Below are 23,041 nucleotides of genomic sequence, written 5' to 3' on the forward strand. Positions count from 1 at the left end.
CGAGTCTAATGCGAACAGTATTAGCAAAAAAGGCGATGTATTCCTGATTAAAAAGAATTCTTCGCTTAGGCTTATAGGCTAAAATTGTCAATACTTTCGAAGGATAAGCAGATTTTTGTTTTAGAGTTTAAAGCTAGCATCATGATTCACTTTATGTACAGTGAAAGAGAGGATAAACGCATGCAAAAACATTGGTCAAAATTAGTGTTAGTCGTTCTGGCTATTTTTGTCATTAATTCGATTACGCCATTCAGTGCTTCTGCTGCTTCATTAGAAACAACGGGTGCCGTGAAAAATGAATATACATATGAGGAAGCGATATTTCTTTCAGGGTCACCTGTTATTTTTAAAGGAACAAGCAAAGATATTAAAATTTCACAAAAAGAATCCAAGGGCAAACTAACTGAAACGTATAGTATGAAGTTAACTGGCAACAATGGCGCTACATTAACAAGAAACATTGCCTATGAGTCAGATGTTGTGGATTATGCAAGTATTGGTCAGAAAACTTCTAATGGAGAGGTTAAGAAATATACTGAAAAAATTACTATCGGATCGATTACTTATTCTTTAGTCGATTATCAATTTTCCCAAGGAACTGTTACAGATAATCGCGCAGCTTCTGATTATTACTCGGGAAATGTAATTTCGAGAAAGACCTATGCTTATGAAACTGGCAAAGGGAAAAATGCGGTTAAAAACACGATTACAATTGAAACTGATAGCAGACATGCAGGCTATGAAAACTTTTGGGGTGCAACTGAAACACAAATTTCAGAGTCTGTTTATACATTTAGTGATGGTAAGACAAGCCATGTGAAAAATCGTGTATCTACAAGTAAATCACGTGTCTTGAATTACGAGGAGAATCTAGGTACTTTAGGCAGCTTCGAAGGTGGATATGCTGTTGTCAGTGAAAAGGATGTTATATCGGAATACACTTATAATTTAGCTTCAGGACAAAAAGGCACACTAGATTTAGATACAGAATATATGCCAACTATTGAACGCCTTATTATTCCTAAATTCCGGGATTTAACAAACCATTATGCGAAAGAAGCAATTGAAAAACTTTATTCTCTAGGTATTTATTCGGATTCAAGCAATTTCTTCTCACCTAAAACGCCAATGAAACGTATTGATTTTACTACAGCTATTGGTAAAGCAGTTGACTTACGCGTGTTTGAAGAGAAGAAATCAAGAAAGGCTCCTACTGCAAGTGTCTTTAAGGATTTAAAACGATCGACTAAAGACTATTCCTATATTGAATCAGCCTTAAATAAAGGAATCATTAAAGGGGTTTCTGCCGATTATTTCATGCCTAATGGTGCTATCACAAGAGCACAGGCTGCTACTATCTTTGTTCGTGCCTTAGGACTAGAAAATAGAGCGCCGAATCCTGGCTATTTAACGAAATTTACTGATGACAATCAAATTCCGAACTATGCAAGAGATGGTATCTATATCGCCAATGAGCTTGGATTGATGATTGGCGATTCTGCCGGACGTTTTAATCCAAATAAGCCGCTATCTCGTGCAGAAGCTTCCGTTGTCCTAGAACGATTCCTGAAATATTTGGAGGACGACTTAAAACAAAACTATCGTGATGACATATTGTTCTTTAACTAAAGAAAGGGCTGAACTACCATGACATATATAAAAAAAGCATGGCTTACTATGCTGTGCTTCATGCTTCTCTTGATGACAGCAACACCTGTTGTTACACAAGCAGCAACAACAATTAGAGATGTTCCGACAAATAGTAGCAACTATAAAGCCATTTCTTGGGCTGTTGACAATGAATTGATGTCTTTGAACAATGCCAATAACTTTTTACCAAATGAGCAAGTGACAGATCGAGAGCTTGTCCTTATGTTTGCTAAGCTAGACCGCAACTACGCATTATCTTATATCGATAGTGTGGCTTATAACTTTTATAGTGACTTTTATTTACCGTTTAATGGAACGCACGTAAATGCTAATCGATCAAAAGCGATTACTCGGGGTCAATTTGCACGAATATATGCTGCTTTTAAAGGTGTGGATTTAGATGAACCACAGGCAGTTCAATATTTATATTCAAATAATTTATCTACAAGTAGTTCAGGCAAAAAGACATTTGCAAGCTTTAATCCATCAACAAAATTAACGCGTGGTGATGTCGCAACATTCTTATACAGAGCAGTTCAAAATGGTAACTTTGCAGTACAAGGATTAACACGTAGTGCGGCTGGCCGTGATAATGATAGCATTACGTTACCACCAGGGTTTATGGGCTCCAATAGTGCTGATTTTGAAGAACCAAAGGATAATTCCAATGATTTTACTGGACCCGAGTATGTAAATAATGCATTGCAAAGTATTGTGGTGGAAAAACCTGATTTAATTGCGAATGAAGTGGATTCAACACTTGTGACGGTATCGTTAAAGGCTTGTAATGGTGATCCTATTGCGGATGATAAATCCTATACATTCCGTGTGACTTCAAATTACGGTACGATTATCGATACTTCCGGTGAAGCAGTTAGAACTGTCCAATCTGATGGTTCAACTGTGTCAGCTATTGTTGTAGCACCAAAATTAATGAAATCTGCTCGTGACATTATTTCCTTTGAATTAGTTAATAACACTGATCCAGCAATGAAGTGTCTTGTTGGGCAAAAATTAAAAGCAGAGGTGCGTTATTCACCACAACCAGAATTGCGTATTGATTACCAAGTATATGATCCTACAAATACAGATGATGATAATGGCAATGTGACACCACCATATGTCCCATATGAGAAATTGCCAGAGTTCTTCACACAAAACTTAATTGATGTGTACGCACCAGTTCCATTGAAGTATGATGGGGATAAAAAGCTATTTAGTATTGGGCAGCAAACTAATGTAACAGACGCTTTAGGTAATGTACAAAATGTCTATTTACGTTACGGAGGCTCAGATTCTAGATATCCAGCCCTAGGCTATGAAAATGCTATTTTACAATTTGAAAACTACAATATTTCTGTTTATCTATTTGAGGAACTTTTAAATCGTCGTTTGGATAACTCTGTAACATCCCCAGCTAAAACAGAAATTATGTATATGATTTCTGAAGATGGTCGTCCGATTTATCGTGTTCAAGGTATTGATGATGCTATCGCCTCTCAGGTAGAGAACATTAACCCAGTTGGAGCCATCATCCAGCTTATGAACCATATGCCAGAAGAAAAAAAATTGACACTAGAACATTATGATAGTGTCATGAAAATTTATTCTATCTTTACAAACTTAAGTAACTATGATCGTACGGTACTATTAAAATATCAAGGCGGGAAGCTACTAGGACAAGTAGAGGCCTATAAAAAACGAGTAGAGGCATTGAAAGAAAGTGCAGATGCTGCTTCTAGACCATCTGGCAAGGATCGATATACAAAAGTCATGGTGACTTTAGTTCGTCCTGGTGGAGAACCTGTTACGGATTATCAAGGAACAGTGAAAATTAAGTTTGATGGAGTAGAAAAAACAGCTTCATTTATTACGAATACTTCAGATCCATTAAACAATACAGGTAGTCCAGGTACGGCTGTTGCATACTTTGATTCCATTATTTATGGGAAATCCAAAGTAGAAGCAACCCTTGTCAATCCAATAGACCCTCGCTATGCAACGATTTTGAAGGGTTTAAAAGATAAAACAGTGACCAAAGATATTTTCACTAATCCGAACTTCAGTAAAAATTCATGCTCATTAGCAACAGAAATGGCTTATGTAGTGGATTATTCTTCTTCTATGAAGGCTGTTGATCCAACGAATTATCGTGGTAAGAAAATGATTGAATTCATCAATCAATTGAAGGCGAAAAATAACATTGTTATCGAAACCAACACAAAGGCAACAATTCTTGGTGAGGGTACAACAGATGCGGTATTGAAGAAGGACCTCTATAAAGCATCTAAAGATAAAGGTGCTACAGATATTTTTGCAGGTATTGATATTGCATTAACGAAATTCTCAAACGATACAAAAACAGCTAAGGCTATTGTGGTTGTATCTGATGGGAAAACAAGCAAATCAAAAATGATAAAAGCTATTAATGATGCGAAAAAGCAAGGTGTAAAAATATATACCGTGAGTATGGGCAAGAAATCACAAATAAATGATGCTACGTTAATGCAACTGTCTACAGAAACAGGCGGAGCTTATTATCATGCGCTTGATAATTTACAATTGCATCAGGTGTTCCAAAAGTTGATTGATGCTATTTTATGTAAAACTCCAGCATCAAGCTGTATCAATCCTGATGATTTATTTGAAGAAGCCAATGTGTCATTACGAAAAGGCTATCTCACAATGAGCGCTCGTATTGATGGTAATTGTCCAAACGTTGCGAAGATTAATGTACGTTACAAATCAATTAGTGGAGATGTACAATTCGAGTTGCTAAAACGTAGTGATCATGTGTTTATGTTAACGAAAACAGTACAAACTATGCAGGACTTTAAAGTTAGCAATGAGATTGACTTAATCGCATACGATAAAGATGGAAATATTATTTCAATGAAAACTGTTTCCATCACAAATTAATGGAAAAAACTGCCGCCATCTAGGGGCAGTTTTTTAATTTGAAACAAAACGTATAATTTGTTACACTTAGTTTATAATAATTCTAATGTAGGTAACGGAATGCGGTTCTTCATGACATGTTCACAAATTATAGATGAACTATTGTCGAACTGTGCTATAATGAGATTTGTGAATTAGAACGTGTGAGGTGTTATTCATGCATACCATCGTAGTAGGCTTGAATTATAAAACAGCGCCTGTTGAAATAAGAGAGAAGTTATCATTCATTGAGAGTGAACTACCTCAGGCAATGGAAGCGCTGCAAAAGCAGAAAAGTATATTAGAAAACGTTATTGTTTCGACATGTAATCGTACAGAAATTTATGCTGTTGTGGATCAATTGCATACTGGACGTCATTTTGTGAAACAATTTTTAGCAGATTGGTTTGACTTGCCTGTGGAGACATTTTCTTCGTATTTAACAATTCGTGAAGAGGATGAGGCAGTCGAACATTTATTTAAAGTGACAGCTGGGATCGATTCAATGGTTCTAGGTGAAACACAAATTTTAGGGCAAGTAAAAAAAAGCTTTTTAAGTGGACAAGAGATTGGCACGACAGGGACGGTTTACAATCAACTATTTAAACAAGCGGTAACATTTGCAAAGCGAGCACATAATGAGACAGCTATCGGCGAGAATGCGGTATCCGTTTCTTATGCAGCAGTAGAATTAGCAAAGAAAATTTTTGGCTCTTTACAACGTAAGCATGTAGCTATTCTAGGCGCAGGGAAAATGGGGGAGCTTGCGATTGAAAATCTCTACGGCAGTGGAGTAGGAAAAGTAACCGTGATTAATCGTACGTTTGAAAAAGCGGAAAGCTTAGCCGCAAAATTCCATGGTCAAGCTAAATCTATGAAGGAATTACAATGTTCCTTATTAGAAGCAGATATTTTAATTACATCGACTGGTGCAACAGATTATGTCATTGATTATGAGCTCATGCAATTTGTCGAACGTTTGCGTAAAGGAAAACCGTTATTTATGGTAGATATAGCTGTTCCTCGTGATATCGATCCACGTGTTGGCGATTTACCAAATGTGTTCTTGTATGATATTGATGATTTACAAGGAATTGTCGAAGCCAATTTAGCTGAGCGCGAACGTGCTGCTGCTGATATTACGGATATGATTGGGCATGAAGTGATTCAATTTAAAGACTGGGTGTCAACACTTGGTGTCGTACCTGTGATTTCTGCATTACGTAAAAAAGCAAATCGTATTCAAGAAGAGACGATGACTAGTATCGAGAACAAAATGCCAGATTTAACGGAACGTGAACGTAAAATTTTAAGTAAACATACAAAATCAATTATTAATCAATTATTAAAAGAGCCAATCTTACAGGCTAAAGAAATGGCCAATTCTCCAAAAGCAAATGAACAGTTACGTTTATTCCAACAAATTTTTGGTATAGAAGAAGCTGTGGAAGCTGAAGTTCAAGAGATGACGAAGCAAGAGCTTGAGCGTAAAGAACGCGCACAGGCAACTCAAACTTCTGCTGAACCAAAGTATTCTTTCTAAATTATCTATTGCGTTTTGTACACTGAAGCTGTACGAAGTGGTTTTATGCAATTGGATTCTCTACTGATATTACATGAGGCGTTTTCGTATCTGTATGGTAAACTTAGGATACGAAAACGTTTTTTGTTTTCTTATTTCAGCATTACAATTTCACTACAAAGAAGGGATGTCTATTGGCGGATTTGACCATGACAAGGCTTTATGAGGTGATGATCGTCTTGTATGCAATCAGTCTAGTTTTTTACTTTACTGATTATTTTTATAAGCAAGTACGAGCAAGGCGCATTGCTTTCTGGCTTGTTTCATTTGTATGGATGATTCAAGGTGCCATTATTATTTTAACGTTTGTGGAAACAAAACGCTTTCCGATCTTATCTTTGTCTGAGGGGATCCTCTTTTATTCCTGGTTACTTGTGACGTTATCCATTATCCTGCACTGTATTGCAAGAGTAGACTTGCCGGTATTTATTATAAATATATTAGGATTTTTGTTCGCTAGTATATTTACGTTTATGCCTAAACGTCCTACTGGGACTGTCGGAGATACTTTAATTTCGGAAATGCTTTTTATTCATATATCATTTGCAATTTTGTCATATGCAGCATTCACTTTAACATTTGTGTTTGCCATATTATATCTAGTTTTATATCGTTTATTGAAGAAGAAAAAGTGGTCGCATCTATGGACAAGACTGCCATCTTTACAGCAAACGAGCAACTGGATGAATGTATCATTCTTTATTGGGATCCCAATGCTATTTATAAGTTTAATATTAGGGTTTGAATGGGCATTATTAACATTAGAAAGTCTTTCGATTTTCGATGCAAAAATCATAGGGTCCTTCATTATTTTAATTTTGTATTGCTTTATCTTATATGTGAATCGCAAAAGCAAGCTGACAGGTACAACTTATGCATGGGTACATATTTATGCCTATCTATTAGTTGTTGTGAATTTCTTCTTAGGAAGTAGTTTATCGCGATTCCATTTATGGTATTAGAGGAAAGGTTGGAGACTGTTGAGAAAAATTATTGTAGGTTCTAGGAGAAGTAAGCTAGCACTAACGCAAACAAATTGGTTCATTAATGAATTAAAGGCTGCTGGTGCTCCATTTGAATTTGAAGTAAAAGAAATTGTGACAAAAGGTGATCAGATTTTAGATGTACAGCTTTCAAAGGTAGGCGGAAAAGGATTGTTCGTTAAAGAAATTGAACAAGCCCTTTACGAAAAAGAGATTGATTTTGCTGTCCATTCTATGAAAGATATGCCTGCTGTATTGCCGGAAGGTTTAGTAATTGGCTGTATTCCTCCACGTGAAGATGCACGTGACGCATTTATTTCGAAGGGACATGTTAAATTTTCTGAACTACCTGCAGGAGCTGTAGTCGGGACAAGTTCTTTACGTCGTAGTGCGCAGCTACTAACAGTACGTCCTGACCTTGAAATTAAATGGATTAGAGGGAACGTTGATACACGTTTAGCTAAGCTTGAGACCGAAGAATATGACGCGATTATTTTAGCAGCAGCCGGTTTAAAACGACTTGGTTGGAGTGAAGATGTTGTCACTGAATTTTTATCAGTGGAGGATTGCCTGCCAGCCGTAGCACAAGGTTCTCTTGGTATTGAATGCCGTGAAGATGATACCGAGCTACTAGACGAGTTAGCTAAATTAACAGACCAATTAACATGGCAAGAGGCACATGCAGAACGAGCATTCTTGGCGGCTATGGATGGCGGGTGCCAAGTACCAATCGCTGGCTATGCCACATCAAATGGGGAAGAAATTACTTTAACAGGCCTTGTTGCTGCACCTGATGCATCAGTTGTATATAAAGAAACAGTAGTTGGTTCGGACGCACAAAAAATAGGGGAAGAGCTCGCTACTATTTTAACGAAGCAAGGAGCCTTCGATTTAATTCAACGTGTGAAGGCAGAGCAAGATGCAAAATGATTTACCTTTAAGAGGTAAAACGGTACTTTTAACAGGTACATCTAAAACAACAGCTATTGTAGATGATATTGCAGCTTTAGGTGGCCATGCAGTAATTGCCCCATTAATTGAAACATGCGAACGTATGGACAACAATGATGCAAAACTAATGAATAGTGCGCTTCAATTTGACTGGGTTATCTTTACGAGTCAAAATGCTGTTGATGCCTTTGCTAATAAAATGGGACGGCATCAAATAAGTGCCAAAAATTTTCGCGCAAAAATTGCTTCCATTGGCACTAAAACAACTACAGCGTTAGAAAATCTAGGATTTCAAGTGAGCTTTATGCCTTCCGTATTTAGTGCTGATATTTTCGTCAAGGAATTTCCAAATATAGCTGGTGACCATCCAAGTTGTCTGTTTATTCGTGGAGAAAAGGCGAAAAGTACGTTGAAGGATGGACTGCCCTTTAATTTAAAAGAATGGACAGTTTATGAAACCATAGAACGACAAGATCAAACGTTAGCTATTATTAATTGCATTCAGCACAATGAGGACGTCACAGTGATTTTTGCTAGTCCTTCAGCTGTAGATGTATATGCAAAAAGTGTAGCGGTACATGTTGGATGGCAGGCTACAAGGGTTGCAGCCATCGGTCATATTACGGAAGCGGCTCTTGAACAATACGGTGCAACTGTGGATATTATGCCGAGTGTATATACAATGCAAGCAGTCATCGAAGAATTAATGAAAGTAGGGGACAAATCATGACAAAACTACAATTTCAAAGACATCGTCGTTTGCGTGCCAATGCAACGATGCGATCAATGGTAAAAGAAACATACTTACATAAAGAGGACCTGATTTATCCTATTTTTGTAATAGAGGGCGAAAATATTAAAAATGAAGTACAGTCTATGCCTGGTGTTTTTCAATTTTCATTAGATAAACTAGAAGCAGAAATTGATGAGGTTGTTGCATTAGGAATCCCAGCTGTCATTTTATTTGGTTTACCAGCTGAAAAAGATGCTGTTGGAACTGGTGCATTCCATGATCATGGTATTGTCCAAGAAGCGACTCGCTTAATTAAAACGCGTCACCCTGAGCTTTTGGTCATTGCGGATACATGCTTATGTGAGTTTACGGATCACGGTCATTGCGGCCTAATTGAAGGCGATCAAATTTTAAATGACCCTTCATTAGATGTTTTAGCTCGCACTGCAGTATCACAAGTAAAGGCAGGCGCAGATATAATTGCTCCGTCTAATATGATGGATGGTTTTGTTGCGGCGATTCGTGCTGGGCTTGATGAAGCCGGCTTTGAACATATTCCAATCATGTCATACGCGGTGAAATATGCGTCAAGTTACTATGGCCCATTCCGTGACGCGGCGGATGGTGCACCACAATTTGGTGATCGTAAATCATATCAAATGGACCCATCAAATCGATTAGAGGCATTCCGTGAGGCAGAATCTGATATTGAAGAGGGGGCGGATTTCTTAATTGTTAAGCCTGCCCTAAGTTATTTAGATATTATCCGAGATATGAAAAATAATTATCCATTACCACTAGTAGCGTATAATGTTTCAGGTGAGTATGCGATGATTAAAGCAGCTGCTATTAATGGTTGGATTGAAGAGAAAAAAGTTGTGCTTGAAACATTATTAGGTATGAAACGTGCAGGCTCTGATTTAATTATTACGTATCATGCAAAAGATGTTGCACGTTGGTTGGAGGAGAAATAAATGACACGCTCTTACGAAAAATCAAAACAAGCCTATGCTGAAGCTGTTCAGTTAATGCCAGGAGGTGTTAACAGCCCTGTACGTGCATTCAAATCAGTAAATATGGACCCTATTTTTATGGAATCTGGCCATGGGGCTATTATTAAAGATATTGATGGTAATGAATATATCGATTATGTATTATCTTGGGGACCACTCATTTTAGGACATACTCATCCAGAGGTTGTCAAAGCAATTGCTGAAACTGCGGCAAAAGGCTCTTCCTTTGGTGCACCAACCTATACAGAAAATCGATTAGCTCAATTAGTATTAGATCGATTACCAGGCATGGAAATGATTCGCTTTGTTTCTTCAGGGACAGAAGCTACGATGTCTGCATTACGTGTAGCACGTGGTGTTACAGGTCGTGATAAGATTTTAAAATTTGAAGGATCGTATCATGGTCATGGTGATTCATTATTAATTAAAGCAGGATCTGGAGTTGCCACATTAGGTCTTCCTGATAGCCCTGGAGTACCAGCAGATGTTGCTCGTAATACGTTAACGGTAGCCTATAATGATTTAGAAGGCGCTAAAGCTGTTTTTGAAAAATTTGGTGCCGAGTTAGCAGCAGTTATTGTAGAGCCAGTTGCAGGGAATATGGGTGTTGTACCACCACAATCAGGTTTCTTAGAAGGTTTACGCGAATTAACATCTACACATGGTTCGTTATTAATCTTTGATGAGGTTATGACGGGCTTCCGTGTCGATTATGGTTGTGCACAAGGTTATTTTGGAGTTACACCTGATATAACGACGTTAGGGAAAGTAATTGGCGGCGGCCTTCCTGTAGGAGCCTTTGCCGGTACAAAAGAAATTATGGAGCAAGTAGCACCAGCCGGTCCAATTTATCAAGCAGGTACACTTTCAGGAAATCCATTAGCTATGACAGCAGGCTATGAAACGTTATCACGTTTAGATCGCAGTACTTATGAATACTTTAAACAACTAGGCGATCAGTTAGAGGCTGGTTTCCGCGAAGCGGCGACGAAATACAATATTCCTCACACTGTTAATCGTGCGGGTTCAATGATTGGCTTCTTCTTTACGAATGAAGAGGTAATTGATTTTGCAACTGCAAAATCATCGGATTTAGCTTTATTTGCTGAATACTTCCGATTGATGGCTGAGGAAGGAATTTTCCTACCACCATCTCAGTTTGAAGGGTTATTTATTTCGACAGCTCATACGGAAGAACATATTGCTAAAACAGTAGCTGCATTCCATAAAGTGTTTGCTCAATTGGCTAAGTAAAATTTTATAGGGCATGCTAGATTTTTTCTAGCATGCCCTTTTTATATAAGTTAGAAGTCATTGTAGTACTTGAGCAATAAAAGAACAAAAGAGAAAATATAGCATATATTAACTACCAGGGACAATCATCTATACTGGATGAAGGACCTGCTTTTGTCAAAATTATATCTTTCAGCATAGCCAAAATGTGGACGATATCGTTTATAATATAGCTATTCATAAAAGAAAGTAGTGAATTAATATGGCAACAGGCACACATACAGTCGAAGTACCCGTAGGAATTGAACATGTATGGGATTTCGTCAGTGATATGGAGAAATGGGCAAAGCTTGTCCCAGGTTATAACGCACATGAAATGATTGATGACAAACATTCAACATGGACTTTTAAAGGAAATGTTGGAGTTCTGAAAAAAACAGTAGAAGTAGAAATTATTATTTTGGAGTGGGTAGCCCCATCTAAAGTAACATTTGAACTAAAAGGTCTTTCTGATAATTTTACAGGAAATGGCTATTTCCTTGCAGAAAGCATCGATGCTGAAAATACAAAAATGACAGGCTTCTTAGAAGTGATTGCTGGTGGGTTAGCTGGCCCTGTTTTAAACCCGATTTTCAAGCCGATTGTACCAAAGGCAACACAAATATTAACAGATCGTGTAGCGAATAAAATTAAATTAGTACATGTTTAACGGATGTTAGTACATTCATAAAAATGGCATGCTAGAAGTAATGTTCTAGCATGCCATTTTTATACTAATTGCCTCTTTTTTATACTGTTCAATAGGAAGCTTTCTAGCATACTATCCCCTTATAAGACATATGATGCAAAGGGAGGGATTATTATCGAACACAAAACATGGAACATGAGCGAAACATTTTGTTTTCCTGGGTACGGTTGCCCAACAGAAATAGCGGCAGTGCAAATTAAGCCACAGTGGCAAGCAATGCAGTTAGAGGATTCACTTCGACTAATAGGCATATATCATATCACCGCACATGTACGCTTCGATTTTCAAAATATGCAAGCTTTTACAGGCGATGAGGATTTAATTTCAATTGATGCCCTAGATGTCCAAGGAGATACAGGTTATTTTGAGTATGCCGTGCCATTACATGTCGATTTACCAAAAGAATCAGACCTGAAGGATATAATGGTCAAAGATATTCGACCGAGCTTGACGAATCAGAAATGTCAGCTCGAGTGGACAGTCACAAGCGTTTTTAACGAATATGAGCCAGTTGTTGAAAATGACCATGTGATCGAAAATCAGCCCTTTACTGCCAGTGCCTTTGAACATGAAGAGACACTTGCTGTGCTGGAAGAAAGCACGCAAGTGAAAAAACAAACTACCGCAGTAGTAGCGGCTTCACAACAAGAGAAGACTACAACAGTTGACCAAAAAACAATTTTGAGAGAATCCTCAAGTCATATTGTTGTACGTGAGTCCAGCTCTTGGCATGAAGTGCCTTCTATGATTTGGGATCTAACAGAAGAATATACACCGCTTAAAGTTCGTGTATCAAATGATGTCTTTCAAAAGTAAATAGCTGAGAAGTAGCAAGAGTAATAAGAAAATTAAATCACCGGATGTTGGAACAATAATGACACGAATAAACTGAAAACAACAAATCGGCACGATAATCGTTCTACAGTAAAAACGAACTTGCCTTATCCAAGGTGGTAAAAGCCAGGGGTTATACTTGCGTCGACGCATTTGAAAATTCACTTCCTTTTCTATTTACTTTACTCTTATTAAAAGATGACTAAATCACTTGAAAAATTACACGTTTTTGCGGTACAATAAGGAAAATTAAATACAGATGCTATGATAGGGAAGAGTAAATTATGCTTACATTTTCAGAGAGGAAACGGTAGCTGAGAAGTTTCTATTTGTACTTAATTGAAGGTAGCCCTTGAGCAGCTTTAGTGAACTAACAGTAGTTAAAGCCGGTTAAACACCGTTACCGAATTAAGAGCCAGTAGATAAGGCTGAGAAATGTATTCGATGATCATTTTCTTAACCGCTGCTGGAATTAAAGGTGGTACCGCGAACTAAAACTCCTTCGTCCTTTTAGACGAGAGGAGTTTTTTTATTTGGTAAAGTGATTGCTTTATCAATAGTCTTCAAACATTAGGAGGAGTCAATATGACAGAAAACATTTCAATGCCAACTAAATATGACCCACAGTCCATTGAAGCCGGTCGCTATGAATGGTGGCTACAAGGGAAATTTTTTGAGGCGCAGCCAGAAAGCGGGAAAAAACCTTATTCAATTGTTATTCCACCACCGAACGTAACAGGTAAATTACACCTTGGTCATGCATGGGATACGACTTTACAAGACATCCTCATTCGTATGAAGCGTATGCAAGGATATGATGCACTTTGGTTACCAGGTATGGACCATGCCGGTATTGCTACACAGGCAAAAGTAGAAGCAAAGCTACGTGAGGATAATATTACACGTTATGATTTAGGACGTGAAAAATTCCTCGAGAAGACATGGGAATGGAAAGAAGAATATGCTGGACATATTCGTGATCAATGGGCAAAGCTTGGCCTTGGATTAGACTACACACGTGAGCGTTTCACACTTGATAAAGGTCTTTCAGAGGCAGTTAACACAGTATTTGTTCAATTATATGAAAAAGGCTTAATCTATCGTGGTGAACGCATTATTAACTGGGATCCGGCTGCTAAAACGGCATTGTCTGATATTGAGGTTATTTACCAGGATGTGCAGGGTGCCTTCTATCATATGAAATATCCTTTGGCTGATGGTTCAGGATATGTAGAGGTTGCGACAACACGTCCTGAGACAATGCTTGGCGACTCTGGAGTAGCTGTTCACCCGAAAGATGAACGTTATCAGCATTTAATTGGTAAAACAGTTATCTTACCGATTGTAGGTCGCGAAATTCCGATTGTAGCTGATGACTATGTTGATATGGAATTTGGAACAGGGGTTGTAAAAATGACACCTGCACATGATCCAAATGACTTTGAAGTTGGTAATCGTCACAACCTTGAGCGTATCCTTGTGATGAATGAAGATGGCACAATGAACGAACTTGCTGGCAAATACAACGGTATGGACCGTTTTGAATGCCGTAAACAAATTGTTGCTGATTTACAAGAAGCAGGCGTGTTAATACGCATCGAAGAACATATGCATTCAGTAGGGCATTCTGAACGCTCTGGTGCTGTTGTAGAGCCATATCTTTCAGCACAATGGTTCGTTAAAATGCAACCACTTGCAGACTCTTCATTAGAGCTTCAAAAAGACCAAGAAGGTAAAGTAAACTTTGTTCCAGCTCGTTTTGAAAACACTTATTCTCGCTGGATGGAAAATATTCGTGATTGGTGTATTTCTCGTCAATTATGGTGGGGCCATCAAATCCCAGCTTGGTACCATAATGAAACAGGTGAAATTTACGTAGGAAAAGAAGCACCTGTTGATGCAGAAAATTGGACACAGGATGAAGATGTACTAGATACATGGTTCTCTTCAGCACTATGGCCGTTTTCTACAATGGGCTGGCCAGACGAGGCAAATGAAGAATATAAACGTTATTACCCAACAAATACACTCGTAACAGGCTATGATATTATTTTCTTCTGGGTATCTCGAATGATTTTCCAAGGTCTTGAATTTACAGAACAACGCCCATTCAAGGATGTATTAATTCACGGATTAGTACGTGATGGTGAAGGGCGAAAAATGAGTAAGTCACTTGGCAATGGTGTAGATCCAATGGATGTTATTGAGCAGTATGGTGCAGACTCATTACGCTACTTCTTAGCAACAGGTTCATCACCTGGTCAAGACTTACGCTATACTACTGAGAAAGTAGAGGCTGTATGGAATTTTTCGAATAAGATTTGGAATGCATCCCGTTTTGCACTTATGAATATGGATGGAATGACATATGATGAAATTGATTTAACAGGTGAAAAATCAGTTGCTGACAAATGGATTTTAACACGCTTAAATGAAACAATTGAACGTGTAACATCTCTGGCAGAGCGCTATGAGTTTGGTGAAGTTGGTCGTGAGCTTTACAATTTCATTTGGGATGATTTCTGTTCTTGGTATATTGAAATGGCGAAGTTACCACTTTATGGTGAGGATGAAGCTGCTAAAAAGACAACTCGTTCTATTTTAGCGTACGTACTCGATCAAACGATGCGTCTATTACATCCATTTATGCCATTCATTACAGAAGAAATTTGGCAACACTTACCACATGATGGAGAATCAATTACAGTAGCTGCATGGCCAACAGTACGCACGGATCTTCATTTTGCTGACGAATCAGATAATATGAAGCTCCTAATGGATATTATACGTTCAGTTCGTAATATTCGTGCGGAAGTAAACACGCCAATGAGCAAAAAAGTGCCGTTGTTTATCTCTGCGAAAGATGCTGCAACAGTGGCAGTACTTGAAGCGAATAAAGCTTATTTAGAGAAATTCTGTAATCCAGATACGTTAACAATTGGTGAAGGTTTAGAGGCACCAGGTCAATCGATGACAGCAGTTATTACAGGTGCCCAAGTTTTCCTACCACTTGTTGGGCTAATTAATTTAGAGGAAGAAATCGCTCGTCTTGAAAAAGAGTTAGAGAAATGGGCGAAAGAAGTAAAGTTAGTGACAGGTAAGCTATCAAATGAAAAGTTCGTATCGAAAGCACCTGAGGCATTAGTAAATGTTGAACGTGAAAAATTAGCAGATTATGAAAGTAAGCACGCGGTTGTATTAAAACGTTTAGAAGAACTAAAAAATATGTAATAGTTGAGCAATGGATGACAATAAAGTCATCCATTGCTTTTTTTATATGGAGCAAAAGTTATGCGTTGAAATGGGTAAAAATATATAGTACTATTTAGAATAATTAGTCTAATAGGTGAGGGTGTTTATTAATGTAGTAGGAAACAAAGCCTAATATGATGTTGTGTAATCGAGAAAAATGATCTGTAATGAAATAGCTATGGCAATTGAACGTTTTTTTGCGGGTTTGAGGTATGAATGGAGATGTGAAAATGACAGGTAATATGACAACCTATATTACGAAAGTCAATAAAGCATGTGATGACTTAGATTTTGTTAGTGCAAGGGTATTAATTGAAACAAATCTAGTAAAATTATCAGAAGCGAAAAATTATCGTTTATTAAATACCAGTGCGCGTGTGCTTATTAAACATGTATTAGCAAATAGGCAAACTCAACAGGAGTGTACAAAACTATCACGGGCAGATATGTTAATCATCAATAGAATAAATGAGTATTGCTCGAATTTTGATATTTCAATGTTAAAAAGAACATTAAAAAATTCTTTTGAATTAGTACAACGTCCTGATGTTATACCTTTATTAAACAATGATGCAAGAATTATTTTGGACAATATGGGTGCTCTGCTAGGGACTCACCAAGTACATTAACAGAATTACTTATCAAACACGCAGTAGCTAGCTGTGTGTTTTTTCTATTTTTTTGTCATTAATCTATGTTATTAAATGTTACTTGTACTAAAATAGAGATATTGCAGTAAGAGGGAGTGTTTCTTTTGTTTAACACAATGAACGAATGTACGGAATTTATTTTTACCCTAAAAGCCGTTGACCATAAACGTGCACCGCTTGTACTAATGAAAGAAGTACTAGCACATTTAGAGAATCCTCACAATAAACTACGCGTGATTCATGTGGCCGGTTCGAATGGAAAGGGTTCTACAGTGAATGCCCTTAGAGAAATGCTACAACACGCTGGGTACCAAGTAGGGGCATTTACTTCCCCACATTTAGAGCGAGTTAATGAAAGGATGACCATTAATGGTGAGCCGATAACTGATGAACAATTTTTATACTATTTCAATAAACTAGCTAAGATTATAGAAGAACAGTATAATGGAGATTTTCCAAGCTTTTTTGAAGTAGTAACACTAGTAATGTTTCAATTTTTTGCCGATCAGGGAATTGATATAGCGCTTATTGAAACGGGGCTTGGAGGGCGTTTAGATGCAACCAATGTCGTGTCGCCACTACTAGCAATTATTACGACAATTTCACTTGAGCATACTGCCTTTTTAGGTGATACATTTGCCAAGGTTGCCTCTGAAAAGGCTGGCATCATAAAAAAGGGTGTTCCGGTTGTTATAGGGGTTAGCAATGAAGAAGCATTAGCTGTTATAAAACAAACAGCAGATGCACAACAGGCTCAATGCTTCATTTTAGGACAAGATTTTACTGTTTCAGATATTTTACAAGGTACAGACGTTCAGCAATTCACGTATGAAAAGAGTAATATTGTAATGACTGATATAGCTTTAAAAATGGCTGGTCCCCATCAAATCAATAATGCAAGCCTTGCCATTACAGCAATCCTCGCATTACGGGAAGAGGGAGCCATTACCCTGTCAGACCAATCCATTCGGCATGGACTTCTATATGCACATTGGGCTGGTCGCTTCGAACAATGGCCACAAAAAATTGTTTTAGATGGTGCCCATAATTCAGAGGGGACTGCTGCACTTATCCAAACACTTAAAAATGTATTTCCAAAAAGCCATTATCGTTTTGTGTATGCAGCATTAGCAGATAAGGATCACGCAAATAGTATTGCACTAATGGATGATGTTGCAACGTCAATTACTTTTACACAAATTAACCTACCCAATGCAATGCCTGCTAAAGATTTATCCATATTATCAACGAATGCCAATAAATCGTACCATGAGGATTGGATGGAATCTGTACAAACTGTACTACGTGAAAGAGCTGAAGAGGATGTTGTTGTGATTACCGGTTCTTTATATTTCATAGCGAATGTTCGCCAGTGGCTACAGGAGGAAGGACGATGATACCGGGATTCAATCACTATAAAGAGAAGTGGGCTGTCCACAGTGATGATGTCATAAAACCTGGTCTTGTGGCGATGGAGGAGGCTTTGCTATTAGTTGGAAACCCTCAGCAAGCCTTACATGTTGTACACTTGGCAGGCACAAATGGGAAGGGCTCCACATTAACCTTTCTTGAGGCTCTCGCCAAAGAACATACATTACGAGTGGGTAAATTTATGTCACCTTGTATAGTCGATGTGCACGACCAAATTCAAATAGATGGTCAACCTATTACCGAAGCTGATATGGATGCCGTTTTTCGACAAATGCATGCAGCCGGTTTAAGTGGGAAACTAACAGATTTTGAACTTTTGACTGTGGCAGCATTTTTATATTTTGTGAATAATGATGTTGATCTTTCATTGATTGAAGCGGGTATGGGGGGATTATTGGATAGTACGAATGTGGTCATACCCATCGTCTCCATTATCCCAAGTATAGCTTTAGAGCACACCCAATTTTTGGGCAATACAATTGACAGTATTGCGCGCCATAAAGCAGGTATTATTAAACAAAATCGCCCTGTCATTATCGGTAATTTGCCAGAAGATGCCAAGCGTGTTGTTTATGCAGAGGCTGCTCAGAAAAAAGCCAACGTATATGAAATAGGTCAACATTTTTCAATATCCTCATCGACTGAAGGAGAATGTTATTTAAATGACGGACGAAATGTCCAATTCTCCCATCTAACACGTTCAATGAAAGGGCCTCATCAGGCCAATAATATGGCACTTGCTATCTCAGCATTCCTTGAAGTGGCAGCATTTTTTAATGTGCCTGTGAAAAAAACAGCAGTTCGAGAGGCTGTGAAAAAAGCGGCTATTTTAGGCCGTTTTGAAGAAATCATACCATTTGTTATTGTCGATGGGGCGCATAACCCAGCCAGTGCTGAAACATTAGTAGAAACGATAAAAAATGAGTTTCCAGGAGAGCAAATCACATTTGTTGTGGGCATACTAGCAGACAAAGATGTTCAACAAATTCTTCGACTGTTAGAGCAAGTTAGTGATGAATTTTATTTTGTTGATTTTGATAATCCAAGAGCGATGGCTGCGCAAAATTTGCTGGGTCTTTCCAAAGCAACATCTAAAAATATCTTAGTGGATTATGTGCAATTTTTACAGGTACAATCAGACAGCAATCGAAGAACGGTTGTATCTGGCTCATTATATTTATTAACGGCAGTACGAAATAGCTTAAAAGTATGAAATGACTAGGGCTCCTAATAGGAAGTCCTAGTTTTTTTATGAATGTATGCCGCTTTTGTTATGAATCAAATCTCATTAAATTCGCATTTACACCACTAATTCTACATATACTTTTATATATTGAAATCTCGTTTTATTGAAACGTGTACGGATAGGTGGAAGGATGAGGTGATAGATGGATGAAAATTGTAAGTCATGTGGTGAAAAAACAAATATTTCGGGCAATGATTATTGGTGGATTTGTGGGTTTGTTAGGTGTAGCCATTTTTTTAGGTGTTTTACAAGCCAGTACCCAGTTACCGATAAAGAATAAGGGTAGTGATGTGGCAACTAATCAATCTCAATCAGAAACCATTCCAACTGCCGGTGAGACAACCAGTACATCTAATGCACCTATGTTTTATGCTAGTCAAGCAGGCGTATATTCTAACTATGAGAGTGCAAGTGCATTTGTTGCAGAGTATCCTGCATTAAAAGAGAGCGCCATTATTGAGGTTGATGGTAAGTTTTATGTTTGGACAAGCATGGTAAATGAAGAAAGTCAGCTTAAATTTTTACAGGACCCCGCAACCTTTAAAAAAGCATTTAGTGTTAGTGGTGAAAGCTGTAAAGAGCCAACCCTTGTAGAACTGCCAACAGCATTAGCAGACAAAAAAGCTACAAAATTAAATTTTAAGGAAAACGGGAAGGATTCAACTTTACCTGAGGATTGGCAATCAATTGGAGCGGCTGCCTCTACTATTTCTAACGATGTCAGCGTCATCCGTTTGCAAGTTTTTGCTCATTATCAGGCGAAAAATACTTGTCTCCAAGTGAAATTTTAAAAGTAAAAGATAGTAAATCATTATTATCTTGATTTTTAGAAAATTTTCAAATCGAACATTCTTCTGTATCATAAGGATAAGGAAGGATGGTCGGATCATGTTAAAAACAAACCACAAGCTTATACTTGCCTCTGCTTCACCAAGAAGAAAGGAATTGTTAGAAATGTTAGCACTTCCGTTTGAGGTCATGACAAGTGAAGTTGAAGAAACAAGTGTACAAGCAAGTTCCATGCAGGAATATGTAAAAGGAGTAGCCCTCTTAAAAACACGAGATGTAGCGAAAAAAGTATCCAATGCAACAATCATTGGTGCTGATACAATTGTTGTCGACAATGATGAGCTGCTACATAAACCAAAATCTCGTGAGGAAGCTATTGCTCATTTATTACGTTTATCAGACCGTAAACACGTCGTGATGACAGCGGTCGCTATTATTGAACCTAATGGGAAGGAAAACCTCTTTGTGGAAGAAACCACAGTTGTTTTTCATCCTCTATCGAAGGTATTGATTGAAGCCTATGTCGATTCTGGAGATCCTTTCGATAAAGCAGGAGGCTATGGTATTCAGACGTTAGGCACACTTTTAGTGAAACGAATTGAAGGAGATTATAACAATGTTGTAGGTTTACCACTTGCAGCGTTGTTTTCGCAATTGGTCAACCTACAAATAGTCCAATATGCGAAGGAGTGAGCATTTTTGCTAGATAAAGCTTTACCTACTTTGATGTTACGTGATGTTCATTTGGAAGATCGCCCGCGTGAAAGACTAATGCGACAAGGGGCAGAAAGTCTATCCAATCAAGAGCTAATTGCTATTTTATTGAGGACTGGCACAAAAGAAGAATCCGTTCTTGTCCTCGCGAATAGAGTATTAACTGTTTTCGAACGTCTCCATTATTTAAAACATGCTACCATTGAGGAAATGGTAGCTATTAAAGGAATCGGTGAGGTAAAGGCTATTCAATTATTAGCCGCCATTGAACTTGGTCGACGACTCGCTCAAAAACAAAATGATGAAAAATTTACAATTCGTTCTCCACAAGATGCGGCTGCTTATTTAATGCCTGACATGACTTCCCTTAATCAGGAACATTTTGTTGTTCTTTTTTTAAATATCAAAAACCAAATCATTCACAGACAAACGATTTTCATTGGCAGCTTAAATGCCTCTATCGTGCACCCACGGGAAATTTTTCGAGAAGCAGTGAAGCGATCTGCTGCTTCAATTATTTGTGCGCATAATCATCCTAGTGGAGTACCAACTCCAAGTGAGGAGGACATTGAGGTCACAAAGCGAATTGAAGAGGCTGGTTATATTATGGGGATTGAATTAATTGATCATGTAATTATCGGCGATCACCAATTCATTAGTTTGAAGGAAAAAGGGTATTTTTAACTCTGCAAGAAATTTGCAGAGTTTTTTAGTTTGATTAGATGTCTTAGGAGAGCTTTACAATCAAATTTGAATATCTTATCGCTATGACAATAGAGGCATTTTCCTAAAATTTTTGTATTTTTTTGTGGTTTAATGGCGAACCTTTTTCGATTCAAATCGTTAATGTATTCTAGAAACTGATATTATCTTCACAAAAATTGGTAGCTTGATACACATTGTCTTATGAGAATAAAAATTATATGCTAATCTATACGTACTATTTTTAGTTTAAGAGGGAATTAAAATAGTATCTTTTCTGCGAGATAAAGTATGTGACACTACAAATTCTTGCGCTTTTCCGTTATAATGAAGGGTATGAATTTTATCTTGATTCAGGAAAGACTCCCATCGAAAATGATGGTGAGCTAAATAAGTGTGTAGTTTTTTCAAGGTGTGAAACACTAACTGATGAAGATAAAAACTTTGGCGGAGTGTTATGGGTTTTGAGGAGGAGTCAATTGTATTTTTATACAATTCAAATTCCTATACATGACTGTCAAAGATAATGGATGTCAATGAAAGTATGGCTTAAATAGAAAGGGAGTACACAATTTGTTTGGACTAGGAAGCAAAGATGTCGGGATTGACCTCGGCACAGCGAATACATTAGTGTTTATTAAAGGAAAGGGAATCGTTTTACGCGAACCTTCAGTAGTAGCAAAAAATACGAAAACGGGAGATATCGTTGCCGTTGGTAATGATGCTAAAAATATGATTGGTCGTACACCTGGCTCAATCGTAGCAATTCGCCCAATGAAAGATGGCGTTATCGCTGATTTCGATATTACGACAGCAATGATTCAGTATTATTTAAGAGAAGCCTCTAAAAATTCTGGCGGCAATTGGAAAAAACCAAATGTTATGATTTGTGTGCCTTATGGTATTACTTCAGTGGAACAACGTGCGGTTATTGATGCAGCTCGACAAGCGGGCGCAAAAGAGGCTTTCACAATCGAAGAGCCATTTGCAGCGGCAATCGGATCAAATTTACCAGTATGGGATCCAACAGGGTCAATGGTAGTTGACATCGGCGGTGGTACAACAGAAGTAGCTGTTATTTCACTAGGCGGTATTGTAACAAGTGAGTCCGTACGTGTTGGTGGGGACGCAATGGATCAATCTATCATTTCATATATCCGTAAAACGTATAATTTAACAATTGGTGAACGTACTGCAGAAGCGGTAAAAATGGAAATTGGTACGGCATTAGCTGAAGGACCAGAAGAGAAGATGGAAATTAGAGGTCGTGACCTTCTAACAGGTTTACCAAAAACAATTGAAATCTCTTCACAAGAAATTTCTGAGTCATTACGCGAAGCAGTTGCATCAATTATTGATGGCGTTCGAAAAACATTAGAACAGACACCTCCCGAATTATCTGCGGACGTGATGGAGCGCGGTATCGTATTAACTGGCGGTGGCGCACTATTAACAAACTTAGATAAAGTGATTAGTAAAGAAACAAATATGCCAGTATTTATCGCAGAAGATCCTTTAGACTGTGTAGCAATTGGTACGGGTAAAGCTTTAGATCATATGGACTTAATTCGTCAACAACAGGTTAAAGGGTAA

Annotated in this window: 18 protein-coding genes and 1 other annotated feature; all 18 genes read left to right on the forward strand. The window is 37.9% G+C overall.

All coding sequences use genetic code 11. From position 1 onward, the window contains the following. The first annotated feature begins 180 nt into the window (after nt 1–180). The 18 genes from ACOZBY_RS06440 (at nt 181) to ACOZBY_RS06525 (ending at nt 23,041) form a co-directional block, all read left to right on the forward strand. On the forward strand, nt 181–1,629 hold the full coding sequence (locus ACOZBY_RS06440; RefSeq protein WP_422761818.1) for an S-layer homology domain-containing protein: 1,449 nt from the start codon (nt 181–183) through the stop codon (nt 1,627–1,629). 18 nt (nt 1,630–1,647) lie between these two features. Continuing rightward, a complete protein-coding gene (locus tag ACOZBY_RS06445; RefSeq protein ID WP_012295485.1) occupies nt 1,648–4,569 on the forward strand; it encodes an S-layer homology domain-containing protein in 2,922 nt (973 codons plus the stop codon). Nucleotides 4,570–4,765: 196 nt separating this feature from the next. Beyond that, nucleotides 4,766–6,130, forward strand: a complete 1,365-nt coding sequence (hemA, locus tag ACOZBY_RS06450; protein WP_012295484.1) for a glutamyl-tRNA reductase — start codon at nt 4,766–4,768, stop codon at nt 6,128–6,130. Between the two features lie 173 nt (nt 6,131–6,303). Then, nucleotides 6,304–7,131 carry a cytochrome C assembly family protein gene (locus tag ACOZBY_RS06455; protein ID WP_031419310.1) on the forward strand — a complete coding sequence of 276 codons (828 nt, stop codon included), beginning with the start codon at nt 6,304–6,306 and terminating at the stop codon, nt 7,129–7,131. An 18-nt stretch (nt 7,132–7,149) separates the two neighbouring features. Continuing rightward, on the forward strand, nt 7,150–8,082 hold the full coding sequence (gene hemC / locus ACOZBY_RS06460; RefSeq protein WP_012295482.1) for a hydroxymethylbilane synthase: 933 nt from the start codon (nt 7,150–7,152) through the stop codon (nt 8,080–8,082). Continuing rightward, nucleotides 8,072–8,833, forward strand: coding sequence for a uroporphyrinogen-III synthase (locus tag ACOZBY_RS06465; RefSeq protein ID WP_012295481.1), 762 nt, complete (start codon nt 8,072–8,074; stop codon nt 8,831–8,833). The genes hemC and ACOZBY_RS06465 overlap by 11 nt, the downstream gene beginning before the upstream one ends. Next, nucleotides 8,830–9,810 carry a porphobilinogen synthase gene (gene hemB, locus ACOZBY_RS06470; RefSeq protein WP_012295480.1) on the forward strand — a complete coding sequence of 327 codons (981 nt, stop codon included), beginning with the start codon at nt 8,830–8,832 and terminating at the stop codon, nt 9,808–9,810. The genes ACOZBY_RS06465 and hemB overlap by 4 nt, the downstream gene beginning before the upstream one ends. Beyond that, nucleotides 9,811–11,103 carry a glutamate-1-semialdehyde 2,1-aminomutase gene (hemL, locus tag ACOZBY_RS06475; RefSeq protein ID WP_031419306.1) on the forward strand — a complete coding sequence of 431 codons (1,293 nt, stop codon included), beginning with the start codon at nt 9,811–9,813 and terminating at the stop codon, nt 11,101–11,103. Nucleotides 11,104–11,344: 241 nt separating this feature from the next. Next, nucleotides 11,345–11,791, forward strand: coding sequence for a CoxG family protein (locus tag ACOZBY_RS06480; RefSeq protein WP_012295478.1), 447 nt, complete (start codon nt 11,345–11,347; stop codon nt 11,789–11,791). Between the two features lie 174 nt (nt 11,792–11,965). Beyond that, a complete protein-coding gene (locus ACOZBY_RS06485) occupies nt 11,966–12,646 on the forward strand; it encodes a valyl-tRNA synthetase (RefSeq protein ID WP_289449641.1) in 681 nt (226 codons plus the stop codon). A gap of 273 nt (nt 12,647–12,919) precedes the next feature. Continuing rightward, nucleotides 12,920–13,177 (forward strand) — a binding site (T-box leader). Nucleotides 13,178–13,249: 72 nt separating this feature from the next. Beyond that, complete coding sequence (locus ACOZBY_RS06490; protein ID WP_012295476.1) at nt 13,250–15,895, forward strand: valine--tRNA ligase; 2,646 nt, start codon at nt 13,250–13,252, stop codon at nt 15,893–15,895. Between the two features lie 251 nt (nt 15,896–16,146). After that, nucleotides 16,147–16,545 carry a hypothetical protein gene (locus tag ACOZBY_RS06495; protein WP_031419303.1) on the forward strand — a complete coding sequence of 133 codons (399 nt, stop codon included), beginning with the start codon at nt 16,147–16,149 and terminating at the stop codon, nt 16,543–16,545. Between the two features lie 137 nt (nt 16,546–16,682). Beyond that, nucleotides 16,683–17,963, forward strand: a complete 1,281-nt coding sequence (locus ACOZBY_RS06500; RefSeq protein WP_080717373.1) for a bifunctional folylpolyglutamate synthase/dihydrofolate synthase — start codon at nt 16,683–16,685, stop codon at nt 17,961–17,963. Further along, complete coding sequence (locus ACOZBY_RS06505) at nt 17,960–19,210, forward strand: bifunctional folylpolyglutamate synthase/dihydrofolate synthase (RefSeq protein WP_422761823.1); 1,251 nt, start codon at nt 17,960–17,962, stop codon at nt 19,208–19,210. Before ACOZBY_RS06500 ends, ACOZBY_RS06505 begins: the two co-directional genes overlap by 4 nt. A gap of 179 nt (nt 19,211–19,389) precedes the next feature. Next, nucleotides 19,390–20,034, forward strand: coding sequence for a hypothetical protein (locus ACOZBY_RS06510; RefSeq protein ID WP_422761825.1), 645 nt, complete (start codon nt 19,390–19,392; stop codon nt 20,032–20,034). Between the two features lie 97 nt (nt 20,035–20,131). Beyond that, complete coding sequence (locus ACOZBY_RS06515) at nt 20,132–20,725, forward strand: Maf family protein (RefSeq protein ID WP_012295471.1); 594 nt, start codon at nt 20,132–20,134, stop codon at nt 20,723–20,725. 33 nt (nt 20,726–20,758) lie between these two features. Beyond that, nucleotides 20,759–21,430, forward strand: coding sequence for a RadC family protein (gene radC, locus ACOZBY_RS06520; RefSeq protein WP_012295470.1), 672 nt, complete (start codon nt 20,759–20,761; stop codon nt 21,428–21,430). A gap of 591 nt (nt 21,431–22,021) precedes the next feature. After that, nucleotides 22,022–23,041, forward strand: coding sequence for a rod shape-determining protein (locus ACOZBY_RS06525; RefSeq protein ID WP_012295469.1), 1,020 nt, complete (start codon nt 22,022–22,024; stop codon nt 23,039–23,041).

This window comes from Lysinibacillus sp. NPDC056220 (genome assembly GCF_049315265.1).
GTDB lineage: Bacteria > Bacillota > Bacilli > Bacillales_A > Planococcaceae > Lysinibacillus > Lysinibacillus pinottii.

What these genes read in the sequence shown, in the direction of transcription:
- ACOZBY_RS06440 (WP_422761818.1), top strand. Translation starts at nt 181, where the DNA reads ATGCAAAAACATTGGTCAAAATTAGTGTTAGTCGTTCTGGCTATTTTT.
- ACOZBY_RS06445 (WP_012295485.1), top strand. Translation starts at nt 1,648, where the DNA reads ATGACATATATAAAAAAAGCATGGCTTACTATGCTGTGCTTCATGCTT.
- hemA (WP_012295484.1), top strand. Translation starts at nt 4,766, where the DNA reads ATGCATACCATCGTAGTAGGCTTGAATTATAAAACAGCGCCTGTTGAA.
- ACOZBY_RS06465 (WP_012295481.1), top strand. Translation starts at nt 8,072, where the DNA reads ATGCAAAATGATTTACCTTTAAGAGGTAAAACGGTACTTTTAACAGGT.
- hemB (WP_012295480.1), top strand. Translation starts at nt 8,830, where the DNA reads ATGACAAAACTACAATTTCAAAGACATCGTCGTTTGCGTGCCAATGCA.
- hemL (WP_031419306.1), top strand. Translation starts at nt 9,811, where the DNA reads ATGACACGCTCTTACGAAAAATCAAAACAAGCCTATGCTGAAGCTGTT.
- ACOZBY_RS06480 (WP_012295478.1), top strand. Translation starts at nt 11,345, where the DNA reads ATGGCAACAGGCACACATACAGTCGAAGTACCCGTAGGAATTGAACAT.
- ACOZBY_RS06485 (WP_289449641.1), top strand. Translation starts at nt 11,966, where the DNA reads ATGAGCGAAACATTTTGTTTTCCTGGGTACGGTTGCCCAACAGAAATA.
- ACOZBY_RS06490 (WP_012295476.1), top strand. Translation starts at nt 13,250, where the DNA reads ATGACAGAAAACATTTCAATGCCAACTAAATATGACCCACAGTCCATT.
- ACOZBY_RS06495 (WP_031419303.1), top strand. Translation starts at nt 16,147, where the DNA reads ATGACAGGTAATATGACAACCTATATTACGAAAGTCAATAAAGCATGT.
- ACOZBY_RS06500 (WP_080717373.1), top strand. Translation starts at nt 16,683, where the DNA reads ATGAACGAATGTACGGAATTTATTTTTACCCTAAAAGCCGTTGACCAT.
- ACOZBY_RS06505 (WP_422761823.1), top strand. Translation starts at nt 17,960, where the DNA reads ATGATACCGGGATTCAATCACTATAAAGAGAAGTGGGCTGTCCACAGT.
- ACOZBY_RS06510 (WP_422761825.1), top strand. Translation starts at nt 19,390, where the DNA reads ATGAAAATTGTAAGTCATGTGGTGAAAAAACAAATATTTCGGGCAATG.
- ACOZBY_RS06515 (WP_012295471.1), top strand. Translation starts at nt 20,132, where the DNA reads ATGTTAAAAACAAACCACAAGCTTATACTTGCCTCTGCTTCACCAAGA.
- radC (WP_012295470.1), top strand. Translation starts at nt 20,759, where the DNA reads ATGTTACGTGATGTTCATTTGGAAGATCGCCCGCGTGAAAGACTAATG.